General features: G+C 70.7%; 24 protein-coding genes and 1 pseudogene. 10 read left to right on the top strand and 15 right to left on the bottom strand.

Annotated features, from left to right (window positions below; all coding sequences use genetic code 11):
* Positions 1 to 19 precede the first annotated feature (19 nt).
* Entirely contained in the window at positions 20 to 1,687 is a 1,668-nt protein-coding gene (locus tag AB0D32_RS29490; protein WP_357097206.1) for an MDR family MFS transporter, read from the bottom strand.
* A 150-nt stretch (positions 1,688 to 1,837) separates the two neighbouring features.
* On the bottom strand, positions 1,838 to 2,398 hold the full coding sequence (locus AB0D32_RS29495; protein ID WP_357097208.1) for a type 1 glutamine amidotransferase domain-containing protein: 561 nt from the start codon (positions 2,396 to 2,398) through the stop codon (positions 1,838 to 1,840).
* A 113-nt stretch (positions 2,399 to 2,511) separates the two neighbouring features.
* Here AB0D32_RS29495 and rfaE2 point away from each other — a divergent pair, with 113 nt between their 5' ends.
* Both rfaE2 and AB0D32_RS29505 read left to right on the top strand, forming a co-directional pair.
* The gene (gene rfaE2, locus AB0D32_RS29500) at positions 2,512 to 4,281 is read left to right on the top strand and encodes a D-glycero-beta-D-manno-heptose 1-phosphate adenylyltransferase (protein ID WP_357097210.1); all 1,770 of its coding nucleotides are present in this window, start codon (positions 2,512 to 2,514) and stop codon (positions 4,279 to 4,281) included.
* Positions 4,278 to 5,156 carry a glycosyltransferase family 2 protein gene (locus tag AB0D32_RS29505; RefSeq protein WP_357097212.1) on the top strand — a complete coding sequence of 293 codons (879 nt, stop codon included), beginning with the start codon at positions 4,278 to 4,280 and terminating at the stop codon, positions 5,154 to 5,156. The genes rfaE2 and AB0D32_RS29505 overlap by 4 nt, the downstream gene beginning before the upstream one ends.
* Before the next feature lie 94 nt (positions 5,157 to 5,250).
* Here the strand turns inward: AB0D32_RS29505 and AB0D32_RS29510 are convergent, their stop codons facing one another.
* The 3 genes from AB0D32_RS29510 to AB0D32_RS29520 form a co-directional block, all read right to left on the bottom strand.
* Positions 5,251 to 6,372 carry a glycosyltransferase family 9 protein gene (locus AB0D32_RS29510; RefSeq protein ID WP_357097214.1) on the bottom strand — a complete coding sequence of 374 codons (1,122 nt, stop codon included), beginning with the start codon at positions 6,370 to 6,372 and terminating at the stop codon, positions 5,251 to 5,253.
* 8 nt (positions 6,373 to 6,380) lie between these two features.
* Complete coding sequence (locus AB0D32_RS29515) at positions 6,381 to 6,929, bottom strand: Hsp20/alpha crystallin family protein (RefSeq protein ID WP_357097216.1); 549 nt, start codon at positions 6,927 to 6,929, stop codon at positions 6,381 to 6,383.
* Positions 6,930 to 7,165: 236 nt separating this feature from the next.
* Complete coding sequence (locus AB0D32_RS29520; protein WP_357097219.1) at positions 7,166 to 7,672, bottom strand: DUF2231 domain-containing protein; 507 nt, start codon at positions 7,670 to 7,672, stop codon at positions 7,166 to 7,168.
* A gap of 147 nt (positions 7,673 to 7,819) precedes the next feature.
* Between AB0D32_RS29520 and AB0D32_RS29525 the strand changes: the two genes are divergently transcribed.
* From AB0D32_RS29525 to AB0D32_RS29540, 4 genes and pseudogenes are all read left to right on the top strand, one after another.
* A complete protein-coding gene (locus AB0D32_RS29525) occupies positions 7,820 to 8,437 on the top strand; it encodes a pyridoxamine 5'-phosphate oxidase family protein (RefSeq protein WP_357097221.1) in 618 nt (205 codons plus the stop codon).
* Between the two features lie 593 nt (positions 8,438 to 9,030).
* Positions 9,031 to 9,789, top strand: coding sequence for a helix-turn-helix domain-containing protein (locus AB0D32_RS29530; protein ID WP_357097223.1), 759 nt, complete (start codon positions 9,031 to 9,033; stop codon positions 9,787 to 9,789).
* Positions 9,790 to 9,851: 62 nt separating this feature from the next.
* Positions 9,852 to 11,075, top strand: coding sequence for an MFS transporter (locus tag AB0D32_RS29535; RefSeq protein ID WP_357097284.1), 1,224 nt, complete (start codon positions 9,852 to 9,854; stop codon positions 11,073 to 11,075).
* Positions 11,076 to 11,223: 148 nt separating this feature from the next.
* Positions 11,224 to 11,673 (top strand): annotated as a pseudogene (locus AB0D32_RS29540) (SRPBCC family protein); the annotation flags it as partial.
* A gap of 469 nt (positions 11,674 to 12,142) precedes the next feature.
* Here AB0D32_RS29540 and AB0D32_RS29545 read toward each other — a convergent pair.
* Both AB0D32_RS29545 and AB0D32_RS29550 read right to left on the bottom strand, forming a co-directional pair.
* Positions 12,143 to 12,547 (bottom strand): VOC family protein, encoded by a 405-nt coding sequence (locus tag AB0D32_RS29545; protein ID WP_357097226.1) that lies wholly within the window; start codon positions 12,545 to 12,547, stop codon positions 12,143 to 12,145.
* Positions 12,548 to 12,665: 118 nt separating this feature from the next.
* Positions 12,666 to 13,202, bottom strand: a complete 537-nt coding sequence (locus AB0D32_RS29550) for a DUF4240 domain-containing protein (protein ID WP_357097228.1) — start codon at positions 13,200 to 13,202, stop codon at positions 12,666 to 12,668.
* A 108-nt stretch (positions 13,203 to 13,310) separates the two neighbouring features.
* Between AB0D32_RS29550 and AB0D32_RS29555 the strand changes: the two genes are divergently transcribed.
* The 3 genes from AB0D32_RS29555 to AB0D32_RS29565 all read left to right on the top strand — a co-directional run bounded on the left by AB0D32_RS29555 (position 13,311) and on the right by AB0D32_RS29565 (position 15,147).
* Positions 13,311 to 13,778, top strand: coding sequence for a hypothetical protein (locus tag AB0D32_RS29555; RefSeq protein ID WP_357097230.1), 468 nt, complete (start codon positions 13,311 to 13,313; stop codon positions 13,776 to 13,778).
* A 193-nt stretch (positions 13,779 to 13,971) separates the two neighbouring features.
* Positions 13,972 to 14,706 (top strand): hypothetical protein, encoded by a 735-nt coding sequence (locus tag AB0D32_RS29560; RefSeq protein ID WP_357097232.1) that lies wholly within the window; start codon positions 13,972 to 13,974, stop codon positions 14,704 to 14,706.
* 93 nt (positions 14,707 to 14,799) lie between these two features.
* A complete protein-coding gene (locus AB0D32_RS29565) occupies positions 14,800 to 15,147 on the top strand; it encodes a VOC family protein (protein WP_357097234.1) in 348 nt (115 codons plus the stop codon).
* Between the two features lie 272 nt (positions 15,148 to 15,419).
* Here the strand turns inward: AB0D32_RS29565 and AB0D32_RS29570 are convergent, their stop codons facing one another.
* From AB0D32_RS29570 to AB0D32_RS29600, 7 genes are all read right to left on the bottom strand, one after another.
* Positions 15,420 to 15,881, bottom strand: a complete 462-nt coding sequence (locus AB0D32_RS29570; protein WP_357097236.1) for a hypothetical protein — start codon at positions 15,879 to 15,881, stop codon at positions 15,420 to 15,422.
* 143 nt (positions 15,882 to 16,024) lie between these two features.
* Positions 16,025 to 17,245, bottom strand: coding sequence for a low temperature requirement protein A (locus AB0D32_RS29575; protein ID WP_357097238.1), 1,221 nt, complete (start codon positions 17,243 to 17,245; stop codon positions 16,025 to 16,027).
* Positions 17,246 to 17,466: 221 nt separating this feature from the next.
* Positions 17,467 to 17,631 carry a hypothetical protein gene (locus AB0D32_RS29580; RefSeq protein ID WP_357097240.1) on the bottom strand — a complete coding sequence of 55 codons (165 nt, stop codon included), beginning with the start codon at positions 17,629 to 17,631 and terminating at the stop codon, positions 17,467 to 17,469.
* 208 nt (positions 17,632 to 17,839) lie between these two features.
* Positions 17,840 to 18,568, bottom strand: coding sequence for a hypothetical protein (locus AB0D32_RS29585; protein ID WP_357097242.1), 729 nt, complete (start codon positions 18,566 to 18,568; stop codon positions 17,840 to 17,842).
* Positions 18,569 to 19,179: 611 nt separating this feature from the next.
* Positions 19,180 to 19,401: a hypothetical protein gene (locus AB0D32_RS29590; RefSeq protein WP_357097244.1), complete on the bottom strand. Its 222-nt coding sequence runs from the start codon at positions 19,399 to 19,401 to the stop codon at positions 19,180 to 19,182.
* 105 nt (positions 19,402 to 19,506) lie between these two features.
* The gene (locus AB0D32_RS29595) at positions 19,507 to 20,517 is read right to left on the bottom strand and encodes a sporulation protein (RefSeq protein ID WP_357097286.1); all 1,011 of its coding nucleotides are present in this window, start codon (positions 20,515 to 20,517) and stop codon (positions 19,507 to 19,509) included.
* 307 nt (positions 20,518 to 20,824) lie between these two features.
* Positions 20,825 to 22,132, bottom strand: a complete 1,308-nt coding sequence (locus tag AB0D32_RS29600; protein ID WP_357097246.1) for a hemolysin family protein — start codon at positions 22,130 to 22,132, stop codon at positions 20,825 to 20,827.
* A 417-nt stretch (positions 22,133 to 22,549) separates the two neighbouring features.
* Between AB0D32_RS29600 and AB0D32_RS29605 the strand changes: the two genes are divergently transcribed.
* The gene (locus tag AB0D32_RS29605; RefSeq protein ID WP_357097248.1) at positions 22,550 to 23,005 is read left to right on the top strand and encodes a lamin tail domain-containing protein; all 456 of its coding nucleotides are present in this window, start codon (positions 22,550 to 22,552) and stop codon (positions 23,003 to 23,005) included.
* Between the two features lie 25 nt (positions 23,006 to 23,030).
* Here the strand turns inward: AB0D32_RS29605 and AB0D32_RS29610 are convergent, their stop codons facing one another.
* The gene (locus AB0D32_RS29610) at positions 23,031 to 23,408 is read right to left on the bottom strand and encodes a hypothetical protein (RefSeq protein ID WP_357097250.1); all 378 of its coding nucleotides are present in this window, start codon (positions 23,406 to 23,408) and stop codon (positions 23,031 to 23,033) included.
* Positions 23,409 to 23,507: the final 99 nt, after the last annotated feature.

A 23,507-nucleotide genomic window follows, 5' to 3' on the forward strand; every position in this document is an offset into this window, starting at 1 on the left:
GGCGGCGTCGCCCGCCCGGTCAGAGCATCGTCTGGCTCTTCGCCTCCATCTCGGTGGCGGCCTCCTCCTTCGACTCCTTGGCCAGTGGCTTGCCGCCCGGCGCCGGGCCCTCGCCGCCGAGGCCGTCCGTGCCGCCCGTGGAGCCGCCCGGGCCCGCACCGCGCAGCTTCTCGTTCGGCAGCGCCAGGGTGACCAGCACCGCCACGATCGCGATCAGGCCGGTGGTCAGGAAGACCAGGTGCAGCGACTCGACGAACGCCGCCTGGACGGCCGCACGCACCGGGGCGGGCAGCGCCAGGATGGTGGCCGGATCGTTGACCGAGATCTCCGCCCCGCCGCTCGCCGCCACCGCGGCCTGCTGTGGCGGCGGCAGTTGGGCGATCGCGCCCGGCAGCCGGTCGGCGAGTTCCGAGGTGAGCCGCGACGACAGCACCGCGCCGAGGATGGCGACGCCGAACGAGCCGCCCAGCGACCGGAAGAACGTCGCCGACGAGGTGCCGGCGCCCAGGTCCCGCATCGAGACGGAGTTCTGCACGGCCAGGATCAGCGACTGCATGCAGAGCCCCAGCCCGACGCCGATCACGACCATGAAGCCGAAGGCCAGCCAGAGCGAGGTGTCCACCTCCAGCCGGGTGAACAGCAGCATGCCGACCAGCAGCACCGCCGCGCCGGCCACCGGGAACCACTTGTACCGCCCGATCCGGCTCATCGCCCGGCCTGTCAGCACCGAGGTGACGATGATGCCGGCCATCATCGGCAGCATCAGCAGGCCGCTGCGGGTCGGCGAGGCGCCCCGGACGATCTGGAGGTAGAGCGGAATGAAGATGATCGAGCCGAACATCACCAGGCCGAGCACGAAACCGGCCGAGTTGGCCAGCGCGAACGTGGCGCTGCGGAACAGCCGCAGCGGCAGGATCGGCTCGGCCACCCGGGCCTCCTGGAGCACGAAGAGCACGCCGAGCACCACGCCCGCGGCGAAGAGGCCGACGATCACGCCGGAGCCCCAGGCGTACTCGTTGCCGCCCCAGCTCAGCGCGAGCAGCAGGCAGCTCACCCCGGCGACCAGCAGCGCCGCGCCGAGCCAGTCGATCGTGTGGTCGCGCCGGGTGAACGGGACCAGCCGCAGCACCCGGGAGCACACGATGATCGCCAGAATGCCCAGCGGCACGTTGATGTAGAAGATCCACCGCCAGTCGGTCTCGGCGAAGTAGCCGCCGACCAGCGGGCCGGCGACCGAGGAGAGGCCGAAGACGGCACCGAACAGCCCCTGGTAGCGACCGCGCTCCCGGGGCGACACCACGTCCGAGATGATGGTGAAGGCGAGCGTCATCAGGCCACCGGCGCCGAGGCCCTGGACTCCCCGCGTGACGATGAGCTGGGTCATGTCCTGCGACAGGCCGGCCAGCAGCGAGCCGAGCAGGAACGTGCCGATGGAGAAGAGGAAGACGGGACGCCGCCCGTACAGGTCGGCCATCTTGCCGTAGAGCGGCGTCGAGGCCGTGGAAGCGAGCAGGTACGCGGTCACCACCCACGAGTAGTGGTTGATCCCGCCCAACTCGCCCACGATGGTCGGCAGCGCGGTGCCGACGATGGTCTGGTCGAGCGCGGCCAGCAACATACCGGTCATCAGGCCGAACATCAGCAGCCGGATCTGCCGTCCGCCGAGCGCCGGGGCTTCCGTGGTCATCCCGCCTCCTTTCCCCGCTCACCGGGAACATGCGTGCGGACGCGCGGCCAACTCGCCAGTCGCACACCTGGACAGGACGATCCGCCCGGCCCGGGCGATCAGTCGTGAGGTCGACGGCGCCGGGCCGCCGACCTCACGACCAACGATCGGTCAGCGGGACGAGTGTGACCCTTCGGCGAACTCCTCGACGATCCTGGTGCAGAAGGCGGGCAGGTCGCCCGGCTTACGGCTGCTGACCAGGCCGTTGTCCGTCACCACCTGCTCGTCGACCCAGTCCGCGCCGGCGTTGGCCAGGTCGGTGCGCAGGCTGGGCCAGGAGGTGATCCGGCGGCCCCGCACCACGTCCGCCTCGATCAGGGTCCACGGTCCGTGGCAGATCACCCCGACCGGCTTGCCGGCGTCGAAGAACGCCTTCACGAAGCGGACCGCGTCCGGGTCGGTCCGCAGGAAGTCCGGGTTCGCCACCCCGCCGGGCAGCACCAGCGCGTCGTAGCCGCCGGCGTCCGCGTCGGCCGCCGTCACGTCCACGTCGTACGCCCTGGACTGGTCGAGGTGGTTGAAGGACCGGATGGTGCCGGGCTTCAGCGAGACCAGCACCGCCGCGGCACCGGCCTGCTCCACCGCCTCGCGGGGCTGGACGTACTCGACCTCCTCGACGCCGTCGGCGGCCAGGAACGCGATCCGCTTGCCCTGAAGTGTCGTCGCTGCCATCTTGGTGTCTCTCCTCTCCGGGGTACCGTCCGTCCCTTCCCGGCGGCCGGTGCCCGAAACCCGTGGCCGGCGGAACAGGTTTGCCCCGGATGCCCCGGGGGACCCGGGACGGCATGGCAGGAGGAGCAGCGGAACAGCGCCGGCTCGCCGCGGTGGTGGAGGCCTGGCTGGGACGTCCCGTTCTGATCGTCGGCGACGCCATGCTCGACGAGTGGCGCTTCGCCGAGCCCGACCGGCTCTGCCGCGAGGCACCCGCCCCCGTCCTCACCCTGCGGCGGCGCATCTCCGCGGCCGGCGGCGCGGCGAACACCGCCGTCAACGTCGCCACCCTCGGGGGTCGGGCGGTGCTGGTGGCACCGGCGGGCGCGGACGTCGCCGGCGACGAACTGCACGACTGTCTGGACCGGGCCGGCGTCTGGGACCGTACGGTCAACCTGCCCGGCCGCCCGACGCCGGTGAAGCGACGGATGCTGGCGGGCAACCAGATCCTGCTCCGGGAGGACTCCGGCGACCCCGACGACCCGCTCGACGACGACGGGGTGGCCCGGTTGCTCACCGCGCTGGACTGCGCCACCGAGGAGCTGCGCGCCGCCGGTGGCGAGGCGCCGACCCTGGTGGTCTGCGACTACGGCCTGGGCGCGCTGCCCGCGCCGGTCCGCGCGTGGCTGGTCGCCCACCGGGAGCGGTACGCGACGGTCGCGCTGGACGCCCACGACCTGGCCGACTGGCGCGGCCTGGCCCCGACCGTGGTGACCCCCAGCTTCGCCGAGGCGACCCGGCTGCTCGCCCGGGCCGCCGGTGCGCGCCCGGCATCGGGCGCCGAGCTGCACCTGGACCATCCGGGCGGCGATCCGGTCGAGGGCCCCTCCGAGCTGACGGTGGGCGTCTCCCCCGGCGCCGGCCGCACCGGGCTCGCCGCCACCGGCGAGCCGACGCCCGGCGAGGGGCGGGTGGCGATGACCAGGGACGGGCTCACCGTGACCGGCACCGGCGTCACGGTGAACGCCACCGTCGGCGAGGGCGTCGACCGGGCCGTCCTGGCCGAGTCCCGCCTCGCCGAGTTGCGCGCGCACACCGGCGCGGACGTGGTGGCGGTGACCCTGGACACCGACGGCGCGGTGGTCGGCGGGGCGGACGGCGAGCCCCGGCGCAGCCACAGCACCCCGGTGCCGGCCAGCCACGCGGTCGGGGCGGGCGACGCGTACCTGGCGGCGATGACGCTGGCGCTGGCCGCCGACGCGCCGCTGCCCACCGCCGCCCAACTGGCCCAGCTCGCCGCCACCATCACCGTCTCGGACACCGGCACCTGCGTCTGCCGCCGGGAGGACCTGCTCGTCGCGCTGGGCGCACCCGCCGACGGGACGAACCACCGGGCGCTGGTCGGCACCGGCGAGCTGGCCGCGCTCGTCGAGGAGCACCGCCGGGCGGGCCGGGCGGTCGTCTTCACCAACGGTTGCTTCGACGTGCTGCACCGCGGCCACGTGCGCTACCTGGAGCAGGCCCGCGCGCTCGGCGACCTGCTGGTGGTGGCGGTGAACTCCGACGGCAGCGTACGGCGGTTGAAGGGCCCCGACCGGCCGGTGAACCCGGTCGAGGACCGGATCGCCCTGCTCGCCGCGCTGGCGTGCGTCGACCACGTGGTGGTCTTCGAGGAGGACTCCCCGGCCGAGCTGATCGAGATCGTCCGCCCCGACGTGTACGTCAAGGGCGGCGACTATCCGCCGGAGATGGTCCCGGAGGCGCCGCTGGTACGCCGGCTCGGCGGGCAGGTCCGCACCCTCGGGTACGTCCCCGACCGCTCCACCTCGGCGATCATCGACCGGATCCGGGCGCACGGCCACGAGCCCCAGCCGGACACCTCCCTGACGAGCAAGCCGTCGTGAGTCGCCCGCTCGACCTGGGCACGGCCGGGCGGTTCCGCGCGGACCGGCTGCTCGACGTGCTGATCCCGACCCGCAACCGTCCCGCCGAGCTGGCCGTCACCCTCGCCGGGCTGGCCGCCCAGGAGGGCCTGCCCGGCTTCGGCGTGGTGGTCAGCGACCAGTCCGACGGCGACGCCGCGTACCGCCATCCGGCGGCGGCCACCATGGTCCGGGCGCTGCGTCACCGGGGGCACCCGGTGCTGCTGACCCGGCGGCTGCCCCGGCGCGGGCTGGCCGAGCACCGGGCGTACCTGCTGGCCGCTTCCGCCGCCCGGTACGTGCTCTGCCTCGACGACGACGTCTGGCTGGAGCCGGGCACGCTGCGCCGGCTGGTCACCGCCATCGAGGAGTTGGGCTGCGGGTTCGTCGGCAACGCGGTGCACGGGCTGTCGTACGCCGACGACGTCCGGCCGGAGACGCACCGGCACTACGAGGAGTGGAGCGACCCGCCCACGCCGGAACGGATCCGCCCGGGCACCCCGGAGTGGGACCGGGCGTCGATCCATTCGGCGGCGAACCTGCTGCACGTCACGCGGAAGCTGGACCTGCCGGCTGGGGCCTGGCGGGCGTACAAGGTGTCCTGGATCGGCGGCTGCGTGCTCTACGACCGGGCGAAGCTGGTGGACTCCGGCGGGTTCGACTTCTGGCGGCGGGTGCACGAGAAGCACCAGGGCGAGGACGTCGCCGCCCAGCTCGCCGTGCTGGCGCGCTTCGGCGGCGCCGGCGTCCTGCCCAGCGGCGCGTACCACCTGGAGTCGCCGACCACGGTCACCGACCGGAACGTGGAGGCGTGGGAGGTCATGCTCGCCGAGGAGGACGCCGCCCAGCCGGCCTGAGGTCGGCAGGCGCGGGCACCGCGCAGGCCAGCAGCGGCAGGCGCAGGTGCGGCAGTCGGGCCCGAAGCAGCCAGCAGCAGCGCCGCGGAGCCGTTCAGGGCGCGCCAGGCTCCGGGCGGAGCAGCTCGCGGGCCGCCTCCACGACCTCGACCACCGGCACATCGGTGACGAAGGAGTCCCGGTGCGGGCAGTCGCCGTCGCCGGGGCGGTGCGGGTAGATGCCCGGGGTGCAGTCCACCCCGCAGACGGGGCACAGCACCGTCCACGAGCTGATCGGCCGGTGCCGGCCGCGCAGCGGGTTCGCCACGGTGATCAGGTTGCCGACCCAGTAGATGCCGACGGTAGGGGCACCCACGGCGGCGGCCAGGTGCAGCGGCCCGGTGTCGTTGGAGACCACCAGCTCGCAGCCGGCGTAGCAGCCGGCCAGCCCGCCGAGGCTGAGTGTGCCCACCTGCGGCCGGACCGGCACCCCGGCCGCCGCCACCACCTCGTCGACCAGCTCCTGCTCGGCGGGGGTGCCGGTGACCAGCACCTCGTACCCGTCGCCGACCAGCTCGCGGGCGACCTCGGCGAAGCGTTCGGCGGGCCACCGTCGGCGGGTGTCCGTGGCGCCGGGGTGCAGCGCCACCCTCGGCCGCTCCGCCGGGCCGAGCACCTCGGCCGCCTCGGCCCGGTCGGCGTCGGTCACGGTCAGCGCCGGGACGATCGTGGTGGCGCCCGCGCCGACCAGCCCGGCCACCTCCAGGTAGCGGATCACCTCGTGCTGGTAGTAGACGTACCGGATCCAGCGGTCCAGCGGCGGCGCGTCCGCGGCGCGCAGCCCGGCGGTCACCCGCGCGCCGAGGGCTTCGACGAACGGGTTGGAGTTGGCGCCGCCACCGTGCAGCTGCAACGCCAGGTCGAAGCGTTCCGCGCGGGCCGCGACGAGGAAGTCGTCCGGCGTCGACTCCGGCTCGCCCGGCTCCGGGTGGCGGATCCCCGGCGCGGGCGGCACCACCAGCACGCGATCCACCGGCCCGGGCCGGTCGCGCCAGAGCTTCGCGTGCCACGGCGCACCGAGCAACACGATCTCCGCTTCCGGGTACGCGGCCCGCAGCGCGTCCAGCGCCGGCAGGACGAAGATGAAGTCGCCGAGCGCGTTGGCGCGCAGTACGGCGATCCGCTCGACGTCGGGCACGAGCCCGGTGGCCGGGCCGAGCAGGTTCGGGGTGACCACGCGGCCCGTTACGGCAGGTCGGTATCGCCGACGGCGATGTCCGGGCGGTGCATCTCCCGGTCCGCGGCCGGGTCGACGACGCTCGGCGTACCCCTGGCGGGGCCGGTGGGGCGGGGGCCGGTGCGGCCGACGGTGATGGTGCGCGGCGAGGGCCGGGCGGCCCGGGGCAGTCGCACCCGGAGCAGGCCGTGGTCCATGACCGCGTCGATGGCGTCGGGGTCCACCCGGGACGGCAGGTCGACGCGATACTCGAAGCCCCGGGTCTCGAAGCCGCCGGGGATGCCGTGGTCGGCGTTGACCTCGGCCTCGGACCGGGCCCGGACGCAGAGCTCACGGTCGTCCAGCTCGACCGCCACCTCCTCCGGCGCCACCCCGGGCAGCCGCACCACGACCTCCCAGCCGTCGGCGGTCTCGGTCAGCTCGACGTCCGGCGGCCCGGCCCGACCGCCGACCAGCCGGCGCAGCTCCGTACGCAGGGACTGAAGCTCGCCCATCGGGTCCCAGCCCTGCTGCCGGCCGCGCCAACCCCGGCCGGCCCCTCCGCTCTGCTCACTCATGCCGGCCCTCCGCTACGCTCCACGCCGCCCTGAGGCACCACCGCACTGAGCCCCACGACTCGCTCGCTGCGCTCACTCATGCCGGCCCTCCGCTACGCTCCACGCCGCCCTGAGGCACCACCGCACTGAGCCCCACGACTCGCTCGCTGCGCTCACTCATGCCGGCCCTCCGCTACGCTCCACGCCGCCCTGAGGCACCACCGCACTGAGTTCCACGATTCGCTCGCTACGCTCACTCATTGCATCTCTCCGATCCGTTGGGTGGCCGCCGCGGGTCGCAGTGAGCTGGGCGCGTCCAGGCCGGCGTCCCGGTCGACGCCGACGCCGAGCCGGTCGACGAGTTCCCCGCCCAGCCAGGCGCTGACCCCGAGGATGGCCAGCGCCACCACCTCGATGGCGATCAGCGCGCCACCGGCGGCCCGGGAGTCGGCGTTGAGCCGGACCACCCAGATCGCGGCGAAGAGCAGAATCACGGCCAGGTTGGCGGCGGCGTGGGTCAACGCCACCCGCTTCGCGCGGGTGGCCGACGGGATGGCCAGCAGGTCGAACGTCCCGGCCGCAGCGGCCAGCAGGCCACCGATCAGGCCGACGGTGATGTTCCAGTACGCGACCTCGCCGAGGAAGTCCGGCCCACCGACGGTGTCCACCAGGTCGAACAGGACGGCGGTGACCAGCAGACCGACGGGAAACATGACCAGCATCGGGTGGAGGGGATGGCCCAGCACCTTGAGTCGGCTCTCCATCGGGCCTCCACTGCTCGGTCTCTCCGGGCGGGTCGGGTGAGGCGGTACCCCAGCCCGGGCGGGACAAACCTCGCGCCGGCCGCGCCTCAATAGGCTGGCGGTCGGCGGACACGCCGCCAACGGGGTCAACGCACAGGGGAGGATCACGTGACGGTGGAGATCACCTCGCACGAGGAACTACGCGAGCTGCTGGGAGCGCCGACGCCGCGGGCGCTGGGCAAGGAGCGGCCGGTCCTGCACCCCCGCGACCGGCAGTGGCTCGCCGCGTCACCGTTCTGCCTGGTGGCGACGGCGGGCGCGGACGGCAGTTGCGACGTCTCACCGAAGGGCGACCCGCCCGGCTTCACGCTGGTGCTGGACGAGCGGACCATCGCCATTCCGGAGCGGCCGGGCAACAGGCGTGCCGACGGCTACCGCAACATCCTGGACAACCCACACGTCGGGCTGATCTTCATGATTCCCGGGCGCACCGACACGCTGCGGATCAACGGCCGGGCCCGACTGGTCCGCGACGCCCCCTGGTTCGACGACATGGTGGTCAAGGGGCACCGCCCGATCCTCGCCGTGGTGGTGGAGATCGAGCAGATCTTCTACCACTGCGCCAAGGCGTTCCTGCGTTCGCAACTGTGGCAGCCGGAGAGCTGGCAGCCGGACGAACTGCCGTCCCGGGCCCGGCTGGTCAAGGAAGTCGAGTACCCGGCGGCAGACCTGGCGGACCTGGAACGCCACTACGGCCCGAACTACGCCACCACCATCTACACCTGACCTCTCCCGCCAAGGACGGTCGCGCGGACCTCAACATCGGGCACCCCGGTTGACTCCGGGTACCGCTGGCCCCACCCGGCCGACGTGGCACCCCCCACACCTCAGCCAACTACTAACTCCGGCTCGCCCCCTCCGCACGCCCCCTCCGCACGCCACCGCACGCCTCCCCCTCCACACACCTCCCCTACCGCACACCTCCCCCTCCGCACGCTCCCCCTCCGCACGCCACCCCCACGGCACGCCACCCCCACCGCACACCACCACCGCACGCCTCGGTGATCAGGACGCCATGGACGTTAAAGCCGCTGGGTAGCGTCCATGACGTCCTGATCACCTTGGCTGGTCGCCTTCCGGTGCGGTTGTTCTGTGATTGCGGCAGTCAGTAGACGGGCAATTCGGGCAGGGCGTCGCTCCGGTGCCTCGTCCTCGCATAGGGGCCGCAGCAATCAGCCGCCCCTCGCGCGCGTAGTGCGTCGAGTCGAGGGGGCGGGGCGTTGAGAGTGAACGCGCTCCCGGCGGCGGTGACCCTTGCACTCGTAGCGATCGGGTCTCCACGGTTGCTAAAGCTATCTTTATAAAGATAGCTTTAGAGTATGCCGCTGCCCGAGGTGAAGCTCACCGACCCCAAGGCCCTGCGCGGCTACGCGCATCCGCTGCGGATGGCCCTGATCGGGCTGCTGCGCCAGCAGGGCCCCATGACCGCGACCCAGGCCGCCGAACGACTCGGCGAAAGCGTGCCGAACTGCTCGTTCCACCTCCGGCAGCTCGCCAAGTACGGGCTCGCCGAGCGGGCGCCCGGTGCCGATGCCCGGGAGCGACCCTGGCGGGCCACCGCCCTCAACACGTCCTGGGACGACGTCTCGGACGACCCGCAGACCCGGGCAGCCGTCGACGAACTGAACGCCGTCCAGCTCGCCCTCTACACCCGCCGCGCCGAGGAGTTCCTGGCCAGACGGGTCGACGAGCCGACCGCCTGGCGCGCGGTCACCGGATTCAGCGACCGACCGGTGCACGTCACCGCCGACGAGATGGCCGAGCTGACCGCACGGATCGACGCCCTACTCGCTGAGTACGACGACCGGATCACCGACCCGACGAGGCGTCCGGCAGGCAGCCGGAAGGTCAGCATCATGCACCTGACTGTCCTCGCCGACCTGCCGCCGACCGGAACCGCCGCCAGCGCAACCACCGCGAGCCCCACGTCCGGCAACCCCTCCAGCCCCACCACCGCCCACGCCGCCAACCCGACCACCGCCAACCCGACCACCGGTGCCGACGGAGACCCCCCGGCCGACGGATCGGCTGCCGGCGGCCTCGGTAGCCTCGGCGAGCAGGCCGGTGGCGGCCGGTGAGCGGGGAGGCAACCACCATCCCGGTCCCCGCCCCGCCCGACGGTCCGGCCCGGCGCAGCCCCCTGCCCCGGTTGCTGCGCGAGCGGGTGTTCCGCCGGTTCTGGTCGGCGCAGACCGTGTCGTACTTCGGCGACGAGATCTCCACGCTGGCCCTGCCGCTGCTGGCCGTGCTGGTGTTCCAGGCCACGCCCGCCGAGATGGGCTACCTGGTCGCCGCCGCGGTCATCCCGAACCTGCTCTTCTCGCTGCTCGCCGGCGCCTGGGTGGACCGGTACCCGCACAAGCGCCGACTCATGATCCTCACCGACGTCGGCCGGGCGCTGCTGCTCGCCGCGGTGCCGGCGGCCTATTTGCTGGACGTGCTCACGATGGCCCAGCTCTACGTGGTCGCCTTCACCGTCGGCACACTCGCCGTGATCTTCGAGGTCGCCCGGGGGCCACTCTTCGTCTCCGTCGTGGCCCGACCCGACTACGTCGACGCGAACACCCTGTTCAACGGCAGCCGTGCGATGTCCCTGGTGGCCGGGCCGAGCATCGGCGGTGTCCTGGTGCAGGTGCTCACCGCGCCGATCGCCCTGGTCGTCGATGCGCTGTCGTACGTCGTGTCCGCGTACTTCCTGGTGCGGATCCGGCCGACGGAGCCGGCACCCGCGCGCGGCGGCCTGGCGCTCGGTGGCGGGCTGGGCTTCATCGCGCGGACGCCGATGATGCGCGCGATCCTGCTCGGCACCACCACGGTCAACCTGTTCAACTTCATGTTCGTCGCGCTGTTCGTGCTCTACGCGACGCAGGAACTCGGCCTCTCGCCCGGCCTGCTGGGCGCGGTGCTGGGGGCGGGAGCGGTGGGCGGCCTGATCGGCGCGGCGCTGACCGGCCGGCTGGTCCGTCGCTTCGGCGTCGGACCGACGCTGCTGGCCGGGTTCGTCCTCTTCCCCGCCCCCTTGCTGCTCGTACCGCTCGCCGACGGGCCCACACCGATGGTGGTGGGGATGCTCTTCGCCGCCGAGTTCCTTTCCGCCGTCGGGGTGATGATGCTCGACATCACGGGCGGCTCGGTGCAGACCGCGCTCACCCCGCAGACGCTGCTGGCCCGGGTGGCCGGGGCGCGGCGCACCGTCAACTACGGCGTCCGGCCGATCGGCGCGCTGCTCGGGGGCGCGCTCGGCACCACCCTCGGCGTACGGCCGGCGCTGTGGATCGCGACGGCGGGCGCGCTCGTGGGGGTGCTGTGGGTGGTCTTCTCGCCGGTTCCCCGCCTGCACGGGCTGCCCGAGCAGGCCGACTGACCGGGCCGGATCGGCTGGTGCCGCGGCCGTCCGATGTGGTGGCCCGACGGGCCCCGTGGTTGAGCGTCCGTGTCGGGGGTAGGAGTTCCGGTGACGAGGACGCTCTCCCACCGACGAGAGCGGTTCGACCTGACGAGGAGGATCGCACATGACCACGAAGGTCGAGAAGTCCATCGAAGTTCATGTTCCGGTCAGCACCGCATACAACCAGTGGACGCAGTTCGAAGAGTTCCCCCGCTTCATGGGAGCCGTCCGCGAGGTGCGCCAGCTCGACGACCGGCGGATGCACTGGGTCGCCGAGATCGCCGGCGTCCAGCGCGAGTGGGACGCTCACGTCCTGGAGCAGGTGCCCGACCGGAAGGTCGCCTGGGCGGCCACCGAGGGCGTGACCAACGCCGGGGCCGTCTACTTCCAGCCCGTCGGCGCCGACCGCACCATGGTCCAACTGCATCTGGAGTACGAGCCCGAGGGCCTGGTCGAGAAGGCCGGCGACAAGCTCAGCATCATCGAACGGCAGGCCGAATCCGACCTGCGGAAGTTCAAGTCGTACATCGAGGAGCGTGGCGTGGAGACCGGTGCCTGGCGTGGCACGGTCGACAGCGGCATCGGTGTCGGCACACCCGGCGTCGAGCACGCCGCCGCCACCCGTGGCGACAGCGGCAGGGCCGGGACGGTGCGCGACCCGGCGGCCGGGGCGACGACGGCCGGAACCCCAACGACCGGGAGGCATCACACCGACGCGGACGGCCTGCCGACCACGACCGGGGTCATCCCGGGGACCGGCGCCGCCGGCTACCCGCACCGCACCCTCTGATCGCTTCCGTACGCCCCACCCGTCACCGTACGGCCCAGGTCCCCTCGACCTGGGCCGTCCGGTCGTCCGTAGCCCGCGACCGGCCCCGGTGCCTGCGGCGGCCCCACCGATTGCGGGCCTCGCCGTGACACACGCCTTGCCGTGGCCGGCCGCCCTTGGGGCAGCTCGACCCGTCGCTGCGGGAGGCCGGGCGCGGCACAGACCATGAAGATCGTGCCGTCCAGGTTGCCCGGCCCGAGGCTGGTGGGGGGTGTCAGTTCGCGTCCGCGAGCACCGTCCAGAGGTGACCGTCGGGGTCTGCGAAGGTGCCCGTGTAGCCCCACGGCTGCGGGCCCGGCTCGACGACGACCTCCGCGCCGGCAGCCCGGGCCCGCCCGACGAGCTCGTCGACCTCGGCCGCCGTCGTGGCGGGAAGGCTGACGACGCACTCGCTCTGCCCCGGCTGGGCCACCTCGTGGCCGCCGATGACCCAACCGAACCCGCCGGTCGGCACCAACATGACGCGGAGACCGGCGTTGAGCGTGAACTGGAGGGGCTCCGGAATGCCGTCCTCGGCCGGTTCGCCGACGGCCTCCAGGCCGAGCCCTTCGGAGTAGAAGCGGTACGAGGTCGGGCGGTCGGCGATCGGCAGGGCGACGACGACGGGTGCGTACTGCATGAGGCTGCCTCCAGGGAGCTGACGACTGCGTGCCGTCAGTGTGTACGCCGGCCGGTGTCGAAACTTGTCGCTTCCCGCCCGACGATTGGCTCATTCCCCGCCCGACGGTGGGGCAGGATCAGTTGCTCCAGCCGGCCGGATTGGTGAAGGACTCCCGGGAGATGCCCGAGCCGGTCACCGGCCAGCCGCCGAACCGCTCCTTGTGCAGGTGGGCGAAGAAGTAGCACATGCCCTCGCACTCGCCGTCGGGCACGGCCACGGCGGGATCGGCGCGCACCGCCTCGTAGAACTCGCGCCCGAGCGCGACGATGTGCCCCCGGCAGTAGAGGAATCCGTCGTCGGAACCGTCGGTCACCTCGTGCACGTCGGCCCGGTCGAGGTCGTGCAGTTTACGCTCGGCCACCCGGTCCAGGTCGGTCAACTCCTGGCTGGGCAGGCCGGCGGCGACCTGCCGAAGGCTTTCGAGGAACCGGTCGAGCCACTCGTCGATGGTGTAGACGCCCTCGCCGCCGCCCCCGGGCGCCCTGGTCAGAAGCGCCCGCCGGAGCGCTGCGGGCTCGTCGCCGAGCCGTTCCCAGGCCGACTCGACGAGGGCCCAGAACCTCGCCTCGTCTTCGACGGTCGGCACCTGCACGCCATCCACCAGGTCAGTCACGCCGGGAGCGTAGCGACCACGACCGACAACATCGCCCCGCTGCCCGAGCCGCGGACCTGCCCGGTCAGCGGCCATCGCCCCGGGCGGTCGGCTTGGCAGACTGACAGCGTGACCGATGAGCACGGCCAGGACGCACCCGACACCGACGAGCGCCCCCGGACCCTCACTCTGGAAATCGCGAAGCGGTTGGCAGAGGAATTGTCAGGGGTGGCGACTGTGGAAATCGACGACGTCAAGGGCGGAATCTCGGTCGACGTCACTCCACACAACGCGGATGCGCGCGCCTTCGGCTGGGTCGACTTTTCCGATCAACTCATCCTGGCTGTCGGCGACCACGGCGGCCGATGGGAACTGGAGGCCGTATCCGAAGATGTCGCGCTGCTCGAAGACATCGCCCGCTCGGTGATCGCCGGCAGGGTTCGGGAGGTCTTCGCTCCGGGCCGCTCGGCCGTCTCCGTCACGCTCGCCGACGGGTCCGTGGAGACCGAGATCGGAGGCGAGGCGCCGACTGGTTGCCTGCCGCTGCCCTTCTGGCGGCGCTGGTCCCGCAGCGTCCAGTACGCCCCCTACATGTGACCTATCCTGACGGCGTGTCAAGCGGGGTGGCGGTGACCGTACCTCGCTTCACTCCGGCCGGTGCCGACATGCATGCCTGGTGGCTCGACTGAATTTCACATCCCAACGGATGCTCGACATGATCGGCGCTTCGGTGTGCGACATCGACCAATCGGCTTACCATTCCTGCACCCGCCGGCCGTAGGCTCAAAGCATGATCGGCAAGGTTTCGGCTGCCGTGGTGCGGCATCGGCACGTCGTCCTGATGCTCGGTCTGCTGGTGGCGGGTGTGAACGCCGCGGCCGTCGGGTTCGTGCCCACGTTGGGGCAGTGGCTGTTCCTCCCGCTGCTCCTCCTCACCTTGGCGATCCTGGTCCTGGCGCTCATCACCATGGGGATCCGTCCGGCCTGCTTCGTGGTGCAGCGGCAGATTCCGGCCTTCGCCACACCCGCGCCGGCGTGGAAGGTGCTTCTTGCCCTGGGCATCCTCGGGCATGTATCGGCCAGCATCGGCGCACTGGTGCGCTCGACCAGGCAGGGCATCGTGTCGACGGTCGACGTGGTACCCAGCGTCCTCTGGTTCGTGCTGGCCGCGCTGCTTCTGGTTGAGGCGTGGCGGGGATACAACGTGGCGCTCCATCCTCACGGGGTACGGCAGAGTTGGGCTCTCGGCTCGGTCACCGTGCCGTGGGAGGCCATACCGGCCGCTCAGATCCCCCCGGGTGCCGACCGCCCCTCTCGGCTCCGGCTGACGTTCGCGCAACCCCAACTGGTTCGGCGGCGTGGCATTTCGTGGGGCCGGAAGGCTCTGCGCACGGACAATGTCGACGCCGGATTTCTCGCCGCCGCGATCGGGCACTACGTCCGTCACGGCGAGCATCGGGCTGCGATCGGCAGCCAGGCCGAGTACGAACGGCTTCTCGCCGAGTTGCCCGAGCGAGCCGGCTGATAGTCGTCATCGGCGACCCGGCCGCCCCCGGCAGGGATCAGACATGCCCACACCTAAATGAACGGCGGCTCGACATCGGCTGAGGAGACAGACATGGCGGTAGGAGTGTTTGCGGGCATCCCGGTGCGCGACTATGACAGCGCCCTGGAGTGGTACAAGCGGCTGCTCGGCACCGAACCGGCCTTCTATCCGAACGAGATCGAGGCGGTCTGGCAGTTGGCCGAGAATCGGTACGTTTACATCATCCAGGATCTCAACCGGGCCGGCGGAGCTGTCAGCATGATTTGGGTCGACGACCCAGTCGCCGAGGTTGCGAGGATCTCCGCACGGGGCCTGGAGCCGGTCGACGTCGAGAAGCACGGCTCGGTCTGGAAGTACGTCTTCCACGACAGCGACGGCAACGAGACCGGAATCGGCGGAGAGGTCTCGACGACCGGATGATCACCGGCCCCACGCAGGCACGGTTACCTCGGACCACTCTTCCTACCAGACGGACGACCTCGCGACACCCTGGCCCTGGTCTGCTCGGCTCCGCCTGGGGTCGTCGGCAGGCGGAATGGTTCCACTCCGTCCCGGAGCCGGAGCGCCCCCACCGAAGCGTCCGCTGTGGCGGGTCGGAGCAATCGCGTAGTCGTTTGATGTATGGCTGAACTGGGCTTTCAGCTGTGCTGGCTGGGAGACATGCAAATGCCGCCCCGGTGTACGCATAACGCTCATTTGACGACGTGAAAGTGAGGGTGGGCGATCCAGGCAGTCATCGCCGCCGCGTCGAGGTAGACGGCATCGTCGACGCGTACGCAGCGACCCGCGCTTGTCAGGTACTCGAGCAGGTCTACCGAGGGCGGAGTGTTGAACTCGACGAAGACCCAGCCATCGGTCCGCCGTGCCACTCGCTCGGCAACGCGGGCCAGGGCGGGTCGGCCGGCGAGATCGCTGACGAGGATGTGCAGCACGATGTCACAGCGCATGACCCGACCGGCTGCCTGCGCGATCAGCTCGAGCTCGTCAACGTCAACCTCGTAGTCCGGTGCCTGGAAGTCGAATCCGTAGGGCAGGCCGTCGACGGACAGCCAGTAGTCAGGGTCGGGCTCGTACCGGACAAGGCCCTCGGCCGCCATTTCCTCCGGCAGGACTGGTTCGACGCACTCAGCAGTGCACGGACTCAGCACGCTCAACGCCGTTCCACCCACGGCGGGCAGTAGACAGCATCCGACCGGGCTGGCGCCACGCGATACCGAATCTTGCCCTGTACGCCGCCGACCCGAACGTCCTCACACCCAGGCACGGCTCGATCGCGGGGTACGTATTTTGAAACACGCTAGACGGATGGGGACGGAGCCTCCGGTGGGCGGCCGGCGGCGCGTCGCGCGTCCGCGACGGCGACCCCGAGCAGTACGACGGCAACGGCGATGGCAGCGAGCAGCGGCGGACCTGACAACAGCGGCGGCCCCAGCAGGATCAGAGTGGCGATGCCGACGAGCCGGCGCAGGGCGAGCCGGTTGAAGACGACCCATTCCAGCCGGCTGCGGCCGAGCAGGAAGAGCACCGGCCCCCCGAGGATGACCACGAGCCAGGCCGGCTCAGAGGCCCCGCGGGGATGGGCCAGCACGATGTCCGAGCCCGTCGCGACGGCGGTGATGCCGAGCACCATGAGCACATGGGCCGCGCCCACTATCCTGCCGGCAACCGCCCGGTTCGACGCCATCTCGACGGCCTCGGCCAGCACCTGGCCAGCGCGATAGAAGTAGATGCGCCACATCAGCACGGACGACAGAAACGTGGTCACCAGGGCCGTCGTCGTGGCGAGCGTGGCGGGGTGGTTTGCGTAGGTGAGGCCTATGGACAGCACCGTCTCGCCGAGCGCGATCAGCAACAGTTGCTGGTAGCGCTCGGGGAGGTGTCGGCTGCTGACCATCGCCCACGCGCTGATCGGTGGTCGGCGTATGCCGGGTATCGGCCATCTGAACCGCGCCGCGACCAGGTCCACGGCGATGGCGATCAACCACAGGACAACCCGGTGGTTTCCGTGCATCGCCGCCCCGGCGAGCCAGATTACGCCGGAGACGCCGGCCCAGATGGCCGCCCGGTCGTAGAGCGCTCTTACGTCCTTCTGCTCCCGTAACAACGGCCGCAGCAGCAAAGGGCGTCCGACGTGCAGCAACACGTACACGACGGCGAAGGCGGCGCCGCGTGCCTCGAACTCGTACGGCAGGGACGCCGACATGATCAGCAAGCCGAACGCGCTGAGCAGGACCAGCAGCTGAATCCAGCGGTTGCGGCTGTCGAACCGGCTCGTGATGTACGCCGTGGTCGTCCACAGCCAGAGCAGCGGCAGGGCCAGAACGATCGTGTACACCAGCGACAACCAGTGCAGGCGCACGTTGTCGGAGAGAAGGTCCGGCACCATCCGGCTGACGACCCCGGTCAGGGCGAAGACCAACACCAGGTCGAAGAACAGCTCCAGGAAGCTGGCCTGCCGGGCGTCCTCCTCGCCGCGCAGGATGCTCCCGGCCTGCGCCGGCTCCGATGGTCGTCCCATTCACCCATCGTCGCCGGAACATTGTCATGCACGCCCCGATTTAGCCCGCTTCTCGTCGACGAACTGGCCCGCACATCGCCGGAAAGGGGTCGGGACGAGTTGGTCTTCACCGCCCCGAACGGCGGCGGCGCGACATTCCACGTCATCGGGGAATCCGACCACGAGACACAACGCGGCTCGCGCGCCCCCGGATCACCCCCGCTTGCGTGGGGAGCAGTTCGTCAGGCGACGTTCAGCAGCGAAGCCATGGGGTCGCCCCGCAGGGCGGCCAGGGGATCCGGCGTTTGACACCCGAGCGACGTCAGCACGCTGGCGCGCGAGCTGGCGAACACCGCAGAGGCCGCTGCGGCGATCGGTAACACCGCGCCGCTGTCCCAGTTGCTCACCGAGTGGCGCCACACCGCCGAGGTGTACGCCGATCCGGAGCTGCGCACGGCGCTGACCGGCCGGCAGCTCGGCGACTTCGGGGCAGTGCCCCGGCCCGTCAAGCGCCCAAGCGCGGGGATCGCGTCGCCCCGCCGCCCAGGCCCGGCGACAGGGCACCTGAAGAAACCGACCAGCAGTCCGCTCCGTCCCAGCTGATGAGCGAGAGACCTAGGAATCCTGCGTCTGTCCCAGGCGGGTGGACGAGTAAGTCAATGCTTGCCACAGCCGTTCGTATTCGACTTGTTCGCCGATTGCCGCCCGGTGCTGCGGGTGGTCGACGTAGTGCCGGATCACGTCGGCGATGAACCAGGCGTGGATGTCGGCGATGCTCAGTCGCTGGCTCGGAACGACACCGCGGCGGCGCACCAGTTCCGGTCGGGCATAGGCCAGGGTCAGGACGGACGCGTCGACTGGGGGCCGGGAAGGCGTCCCGGGGGCCAACGCATCCCACGGCACACTCAACGACCCGAGGAACAAGCGCCGATGGATACCGTCCGGCTGTAGCTCGATCGAGTCGCCGCCCCAGGCGAAGGCAACGTTGACACCGACAAGGACGAGGTACGGGATCACGAGGTACCGGGGCTCATCGCCGGACCCCAGTAGGAGCGAGCCCAAGAACGTGAGCCCCATGGCCAGGTAGATGTAGCTCGTGTTGGGCGCTACGGCCAACGCCGGCACCGCAGGCTTGACGAGTAGCCCTGCCGGTCGTCGTCCACGCAGGCCGAGCAGGCTTAGCAAGAGCAGAACCATGACGGCGACGAAACTCACGCCGACCAGGATCGCGTCGAGCACGGGCGACAGCCTCCGGCCCGCGGCCAGGACCACGGCCAGGACAACCGAAATGGTGAGGATCGGCCGCCGGTAGCGGACCGTGACGGCGAAGACCGTGGCCAACACGCCAGGAGCGTAGTCGACCTCATCCAGGCCCTGGTTCCTCATTTTCCGGATCCGGACAGACATCTTGTGGTACGCGGGTGTCAAGCATCTCCCGTGACACGACACCGCCTGGCGAACTCGAACCGTCGGTCGCCCTGTCCCGTCTGTCTCGCCCACGAGAGCCCCGCCCCGCCGGTTGCCCCGAAAACCTGTCGACCTCGCCGACATTCGTCCATATTCCGGGAATTCCATTCCGCTCTTCAGGATGACAGGAGATCAGTTGGTCCTGCCCGTGCTGCTCTCACCGGCAAGGGCGCGGCACCCGCCAACCAGCCCAAGCCGGAGACCCCACGACTTTGCCGGAGTCCTGCGTCCAGCCCAGCACCGGCCAGAGGGCTGCTCGGCCCGCAGCGCGCGCCGGACCCGGTCGTGTCCGCCCGCCCGAAAGCTCCTGCCGATCAACGGCACGTCGGCAGCCAGCGCGCATGGCTCCCGACGTTGCCGAGAGGCGCTGATGCAGATCTCCTCGTCGGGCAGTCGGAGACCGTCCAGCCTTCCCGGACGGGGACCGTACGGACGGATGCCCGGCGGCCGTGAGGATTGCTCCTGGCCGCCGGGCATCCGTGGTGGTGCTACTTCGTGCCGGTGAGGGCGACCAGAGCCTGGGCGGTGTGGAAGTACGGGTTGCGGCCGAGGTCGCCGACGGTGGCGATGCCGAAGGCGTCCTTGAGCAGCTTGGCGTCGCCGTCGCTGACCCCGGCGAGGGCGGAGACCGGGGCGTCAACGATCTCGGTGAGGGCCTTGTCCTGGTAGGCCTTGTCGACAAGCTTGGTGAGATCGGCGGTGACGGGCATGCACACTCCTTCGAAACTCTGGCCGGACAATCCGGCCGGAGAGGGACAAACTTAACGAATTAGATCATGGGCCGGCCGGATGATCCACTGTGGATCCGGGAAGGTTCAGGCTTCTTCGTCGCCCTCCTCGTCGTCGCCGAAGGAGTCGAAGACCTCGTCGGCGACCATGCCGCCGGCGAAGCCGAGGGCCGCGCCGCCGACCACCCCGGCGGCGACAGCGCCCATACCGGGACCCCGCTCGTGGTGGTGCTCTTCCTTGTAGTGGTCGCCGGAATGGCCATACGCGGTGTGTCCGTACCCGGGAGCGCCGTAGCCCTGGGCGGGCGGGGCGTAGCCGCCGCCGGTGTGCAGGCTCCGGTAACCGTCGAGGGCCTGACGAACCCAGGTGTCGACCTGAGCGGCCCAGTCGACGCGGTCGGCGTCGGCGTGGGCGGCGTGGTGGCGACCGAAGGAATCGTGGCCGCCGGTGAACAGGCCGCCGCGCTTGTCGAACTCCAGCACGACGTCGACGCCGTGCTCGTTCGCGACGAAGGTCAACTCGACCTCGTTGACGTCGTGGGCGTACTGCGGGGCGGCGTAGTACTCGATCTCCTGGTAGAACGGCAGGCTCTGGTGCAGCCCGGAGATGTGCCCGCGTTCCAGGTCGGCGCCCTTGAACTGGAAGCCGAGCCGGCCGAAGGCCTCCAGGATGCGCTCCTGCACCGGCAGCGGGTGCACGTACACCGGATCGAGGTCGCCCTTGTCGACCGCGCCGCGGATGGCCACCTCGGTGCGCAGGCCCATCGTCATGCCGTGCAGGTGCTGCCCGTGCACGTTGGTCACCGGGGTTTCCCACGGCACAGGGACCTGGAACGGCAGGGACAGGTGCTGCCCCTGCCGCAGGTGCAACCCGCCGGTGACGCCGACGCGATGGAACTCGACGAGCGCGTCGTACTCCTCGTCCGCGCCGTCCATTTCCACGCGGGTGACCAGGCCGACGGTGATGTGGTCGATCTCCACATCGTGGCTGCCACCGGTGATGTTCACCTGCCCGCCCAGCAGCAGCCCTGGGCGGGTGTTCGGATTGGACAGGACCGCATCGACGCTGGGACCGCCCACCCCGAACGCACCCAACATCTTCTTGAACACCACGGACGTCTCCCTCGACGGACACCGAACGCGCGACACCCGACTCCGGTGGTAGTTCCACGCGGAAGCCGTTGTGTCGTAACGGAATCAGCGACGTCCACGATGGACGAAGCTGGTTCGGCAACCTACCAACGCCACCTGAGAGATAGCTGGGTGAGTTCACGCAGCTACGCTGCGGTAATCCAGGGAAGCCTCGGTGTAACCTCTGCCAGCTGCGCATCCTGGCCGCGGTCGACCCATCCTGGTGTACGACCGCCACCCCACCACCTGCGCGCGTCAGTCGACGGCGGTCCCGTCAGGAGTTCTCACCGGCACCAGACCTGTCGCCGTGCATTGAAGTGATGCGCAGGCGCACCCGGGTGATGGCCCGTCCCGTGATCTCCGCCACCTCGGCGGACAGCCCTGGCAGCTCGATCACCTCGCCAGGTGTCTTCGGGATGTGGCCGAGGTGCGCCAGGACCAGACCCGCCACGGTCGTGTAGTCGCCGGCCTCGAGAGTGTCCACGTCGAGGTCGACGCCCACATCGGGCAGGTCGTGCAGCGGGAAGCCGCCCGGCATCAGCAACGACCCGTCCGCCTCCCGTACGACGGCCTGCACGTCCCGGTCCGTCTCGTCGTAGATCTCCCCGACGATCTCCTCGACCAGGTCCTCCATCGTCACGATTCCGTCGATCGCACCGCGCTCGTCCACGACGAGGGCGAACTGCTGCCGCTGCGACCGCATCTCCCGGATCGCCTCGGTCACCTTCAACGTCTCCGGCAGGTACAACACAGGGCTGGCATGCTCGGCGACCGGGCCATCCTGGTCGAGCAGGTCCCGCATGTGCACCACGCCGACCGTGTCGTCCAGGCCACCACGGCCCACCACCGGCGCGCGGGTCTGCCCCGACCTGCCCAGCTCCCGCAGTGCCTGCGGCGCGGGCAGCGACGCCGACAGCGTGACCACCTCGCGGCGTGGAACGAGGATCTCCCGGAGGATCCGCTCGGCCACCTCGAACGCCCCCGAGATGATCATCCGGTGTTCGGGCGTGAGGTTGTGCTGCGCAGCGACCATGTCCCGCAGTTCCTCGGTGGTGACCTCCTCCCGGCTGGCGCGCGGGTCACCACCGGTCAGCCGCACCACCGTGTCGCTGGCCTTGCTCAACAGCCAGACCGCCGGGCGGGAGAACGCCGACAAGGCGTCCAACGGACGAGCCACCAGCAGCGCCCAGCCCTCCGCGCGCTGCATCGCGATCCGCTTCGGCGCCAGTTCGCCCAACACCAGGGTGACGAAGGTCAGCGCAATGGTGACCAGCACGATCGACACCGGCTCCGCCGCCGACCCCAGGAACCCCAGCGGCCCCACCAGCGGAGCCGCGAGAGACACCGCCGCCGCAGCCGAGGCGAGGAAGCCGGCCAGGGTGATGCCGATCTGGATCGTGGCCAGGAATCGGTTCGGGTCCCGCGCCAACCTTGCCAGCACCCGTCCTGCCCGGGAGGTGCGTTCCAGGCGCTGTAGTTGGCTCTCTCGCAGCGACACCAACGCCATCTCGCTGCCCGCGAACACCGCGTTCACCAACACCAACACGAACACCAGCGCGACCTGCACGCCATAGCCGCTCACGGCCTGTTCAACGCCTCCCTCGACCGGACCATCCGGAGCATCAACCGTAGCCGTCCCGGCGCACCACCCACTCCGAGCCGACAGACATCAGGGCAGCTCCCGCCGCCGATCGGGGGACTTTCCGCCGGAAGCGGCGGACAGCCGAGGCCGCCGGTCCGCCGCTTCCGCTGGTGGAGTGCGGTGGAACCAACATTTGGTACGCGTGTCGTCTGTCACCCGATGGCAGCTCCCACAACCGGCTGCCGATCAAGCCGGACGAGTGCCTCCAGATGCCCAGTCAGACATTCTTATACCCCTATCTGGGTAAGCGATTCTCGCGGTCGCCATGGTTACGCTTCTGCGCGAATCAGATGCCATTGAGGCATCCGGCCCGGCGACGGGTTCACGCCGGCTCCACTTTCCATTCAGGGGGACCACTTGAAAAGAAGGCTGATCGGATTCGCCTCGGCGCTCGCCATCGCTGTCGGCGGGTCGCTGGCCGTCGCCGCCCCGGCGCAGGCCGCCCCGGCCGTAATGATCACCAAGGTCTACTACGACTCCCCGGGCAGCGACACCGGATCCAACAGCAGCCTGAACGCCGAATACGTCCGGCTGACCAACAAGCGCAGCACCGTCATCAACCTCAAGGGCTGGTACGTGCGCGACAAGGCCGGCTACACCTACAAGTTCACCAGTGACTACCGGGTCGGCGCCGGAAACAGCATCATCATCCACACCGGCAAGGGCACCAACAAGGGAACCCACCGCTACTGGGGCCGTTCCTGGTACGTCTGGAACAACACCGGCGACACCGCATACCTGCGCAACCCCTCCGGCGCCCTCATCGACAGCTGCGCCTGGACGAAGCGCGGCAGCGGCTACACCAACTGCTGACGCCGTTTTCAGGACGCCGGCCCACCTACGATGGGCCGGCGTTCCACGGCTCGATCTGCTGGTCACGACCATTCCGACGCCTGGCGCGATACTCGAGGACCCCGTGAGCGACCATCAGGGCCAACGCTGCCATTAACAGCATGGCGCCGATCCGCCGGCCCGGAGTGCGCCAACTGCTGGGCGTGACCTCCGTGAGGTCTCCCAGCCCCAGGAGAACGTAGAAGCCCATGCATGTTGCCCCTGCGGCCCACAGCCGGGGGTGATGCAAGGTCCGCCCGAACAGCCGAACCATTGACGCGCGTCGGCTGCGGATGACCATCCAGGCAGCGCACCCGACCAAGGCGACAGCGGCGCCGGCGAGCACGATCTCCACGGCCGTTGCGCCCGTCTCGTAGGTCGTCACGGCGTCACGGTAGCGGCCACCGCACAGCGGCGGCCTCGGGCAACTGGACAGCCGTCGCCTGGTGCGGCGGGTCATGTCGGCCGCAGGCCGCCAGCAGCG

Origin of the sequence: Micromonospora sp. NPDC048170 (genome assembly GCF_040652795.1) — a bacterium.
Taxonomy (GTDB): Bacteria; Actinomycetota; Actinomycetes; order Mycobacteriales; family Micromonosporaceae; genus Micromonospora.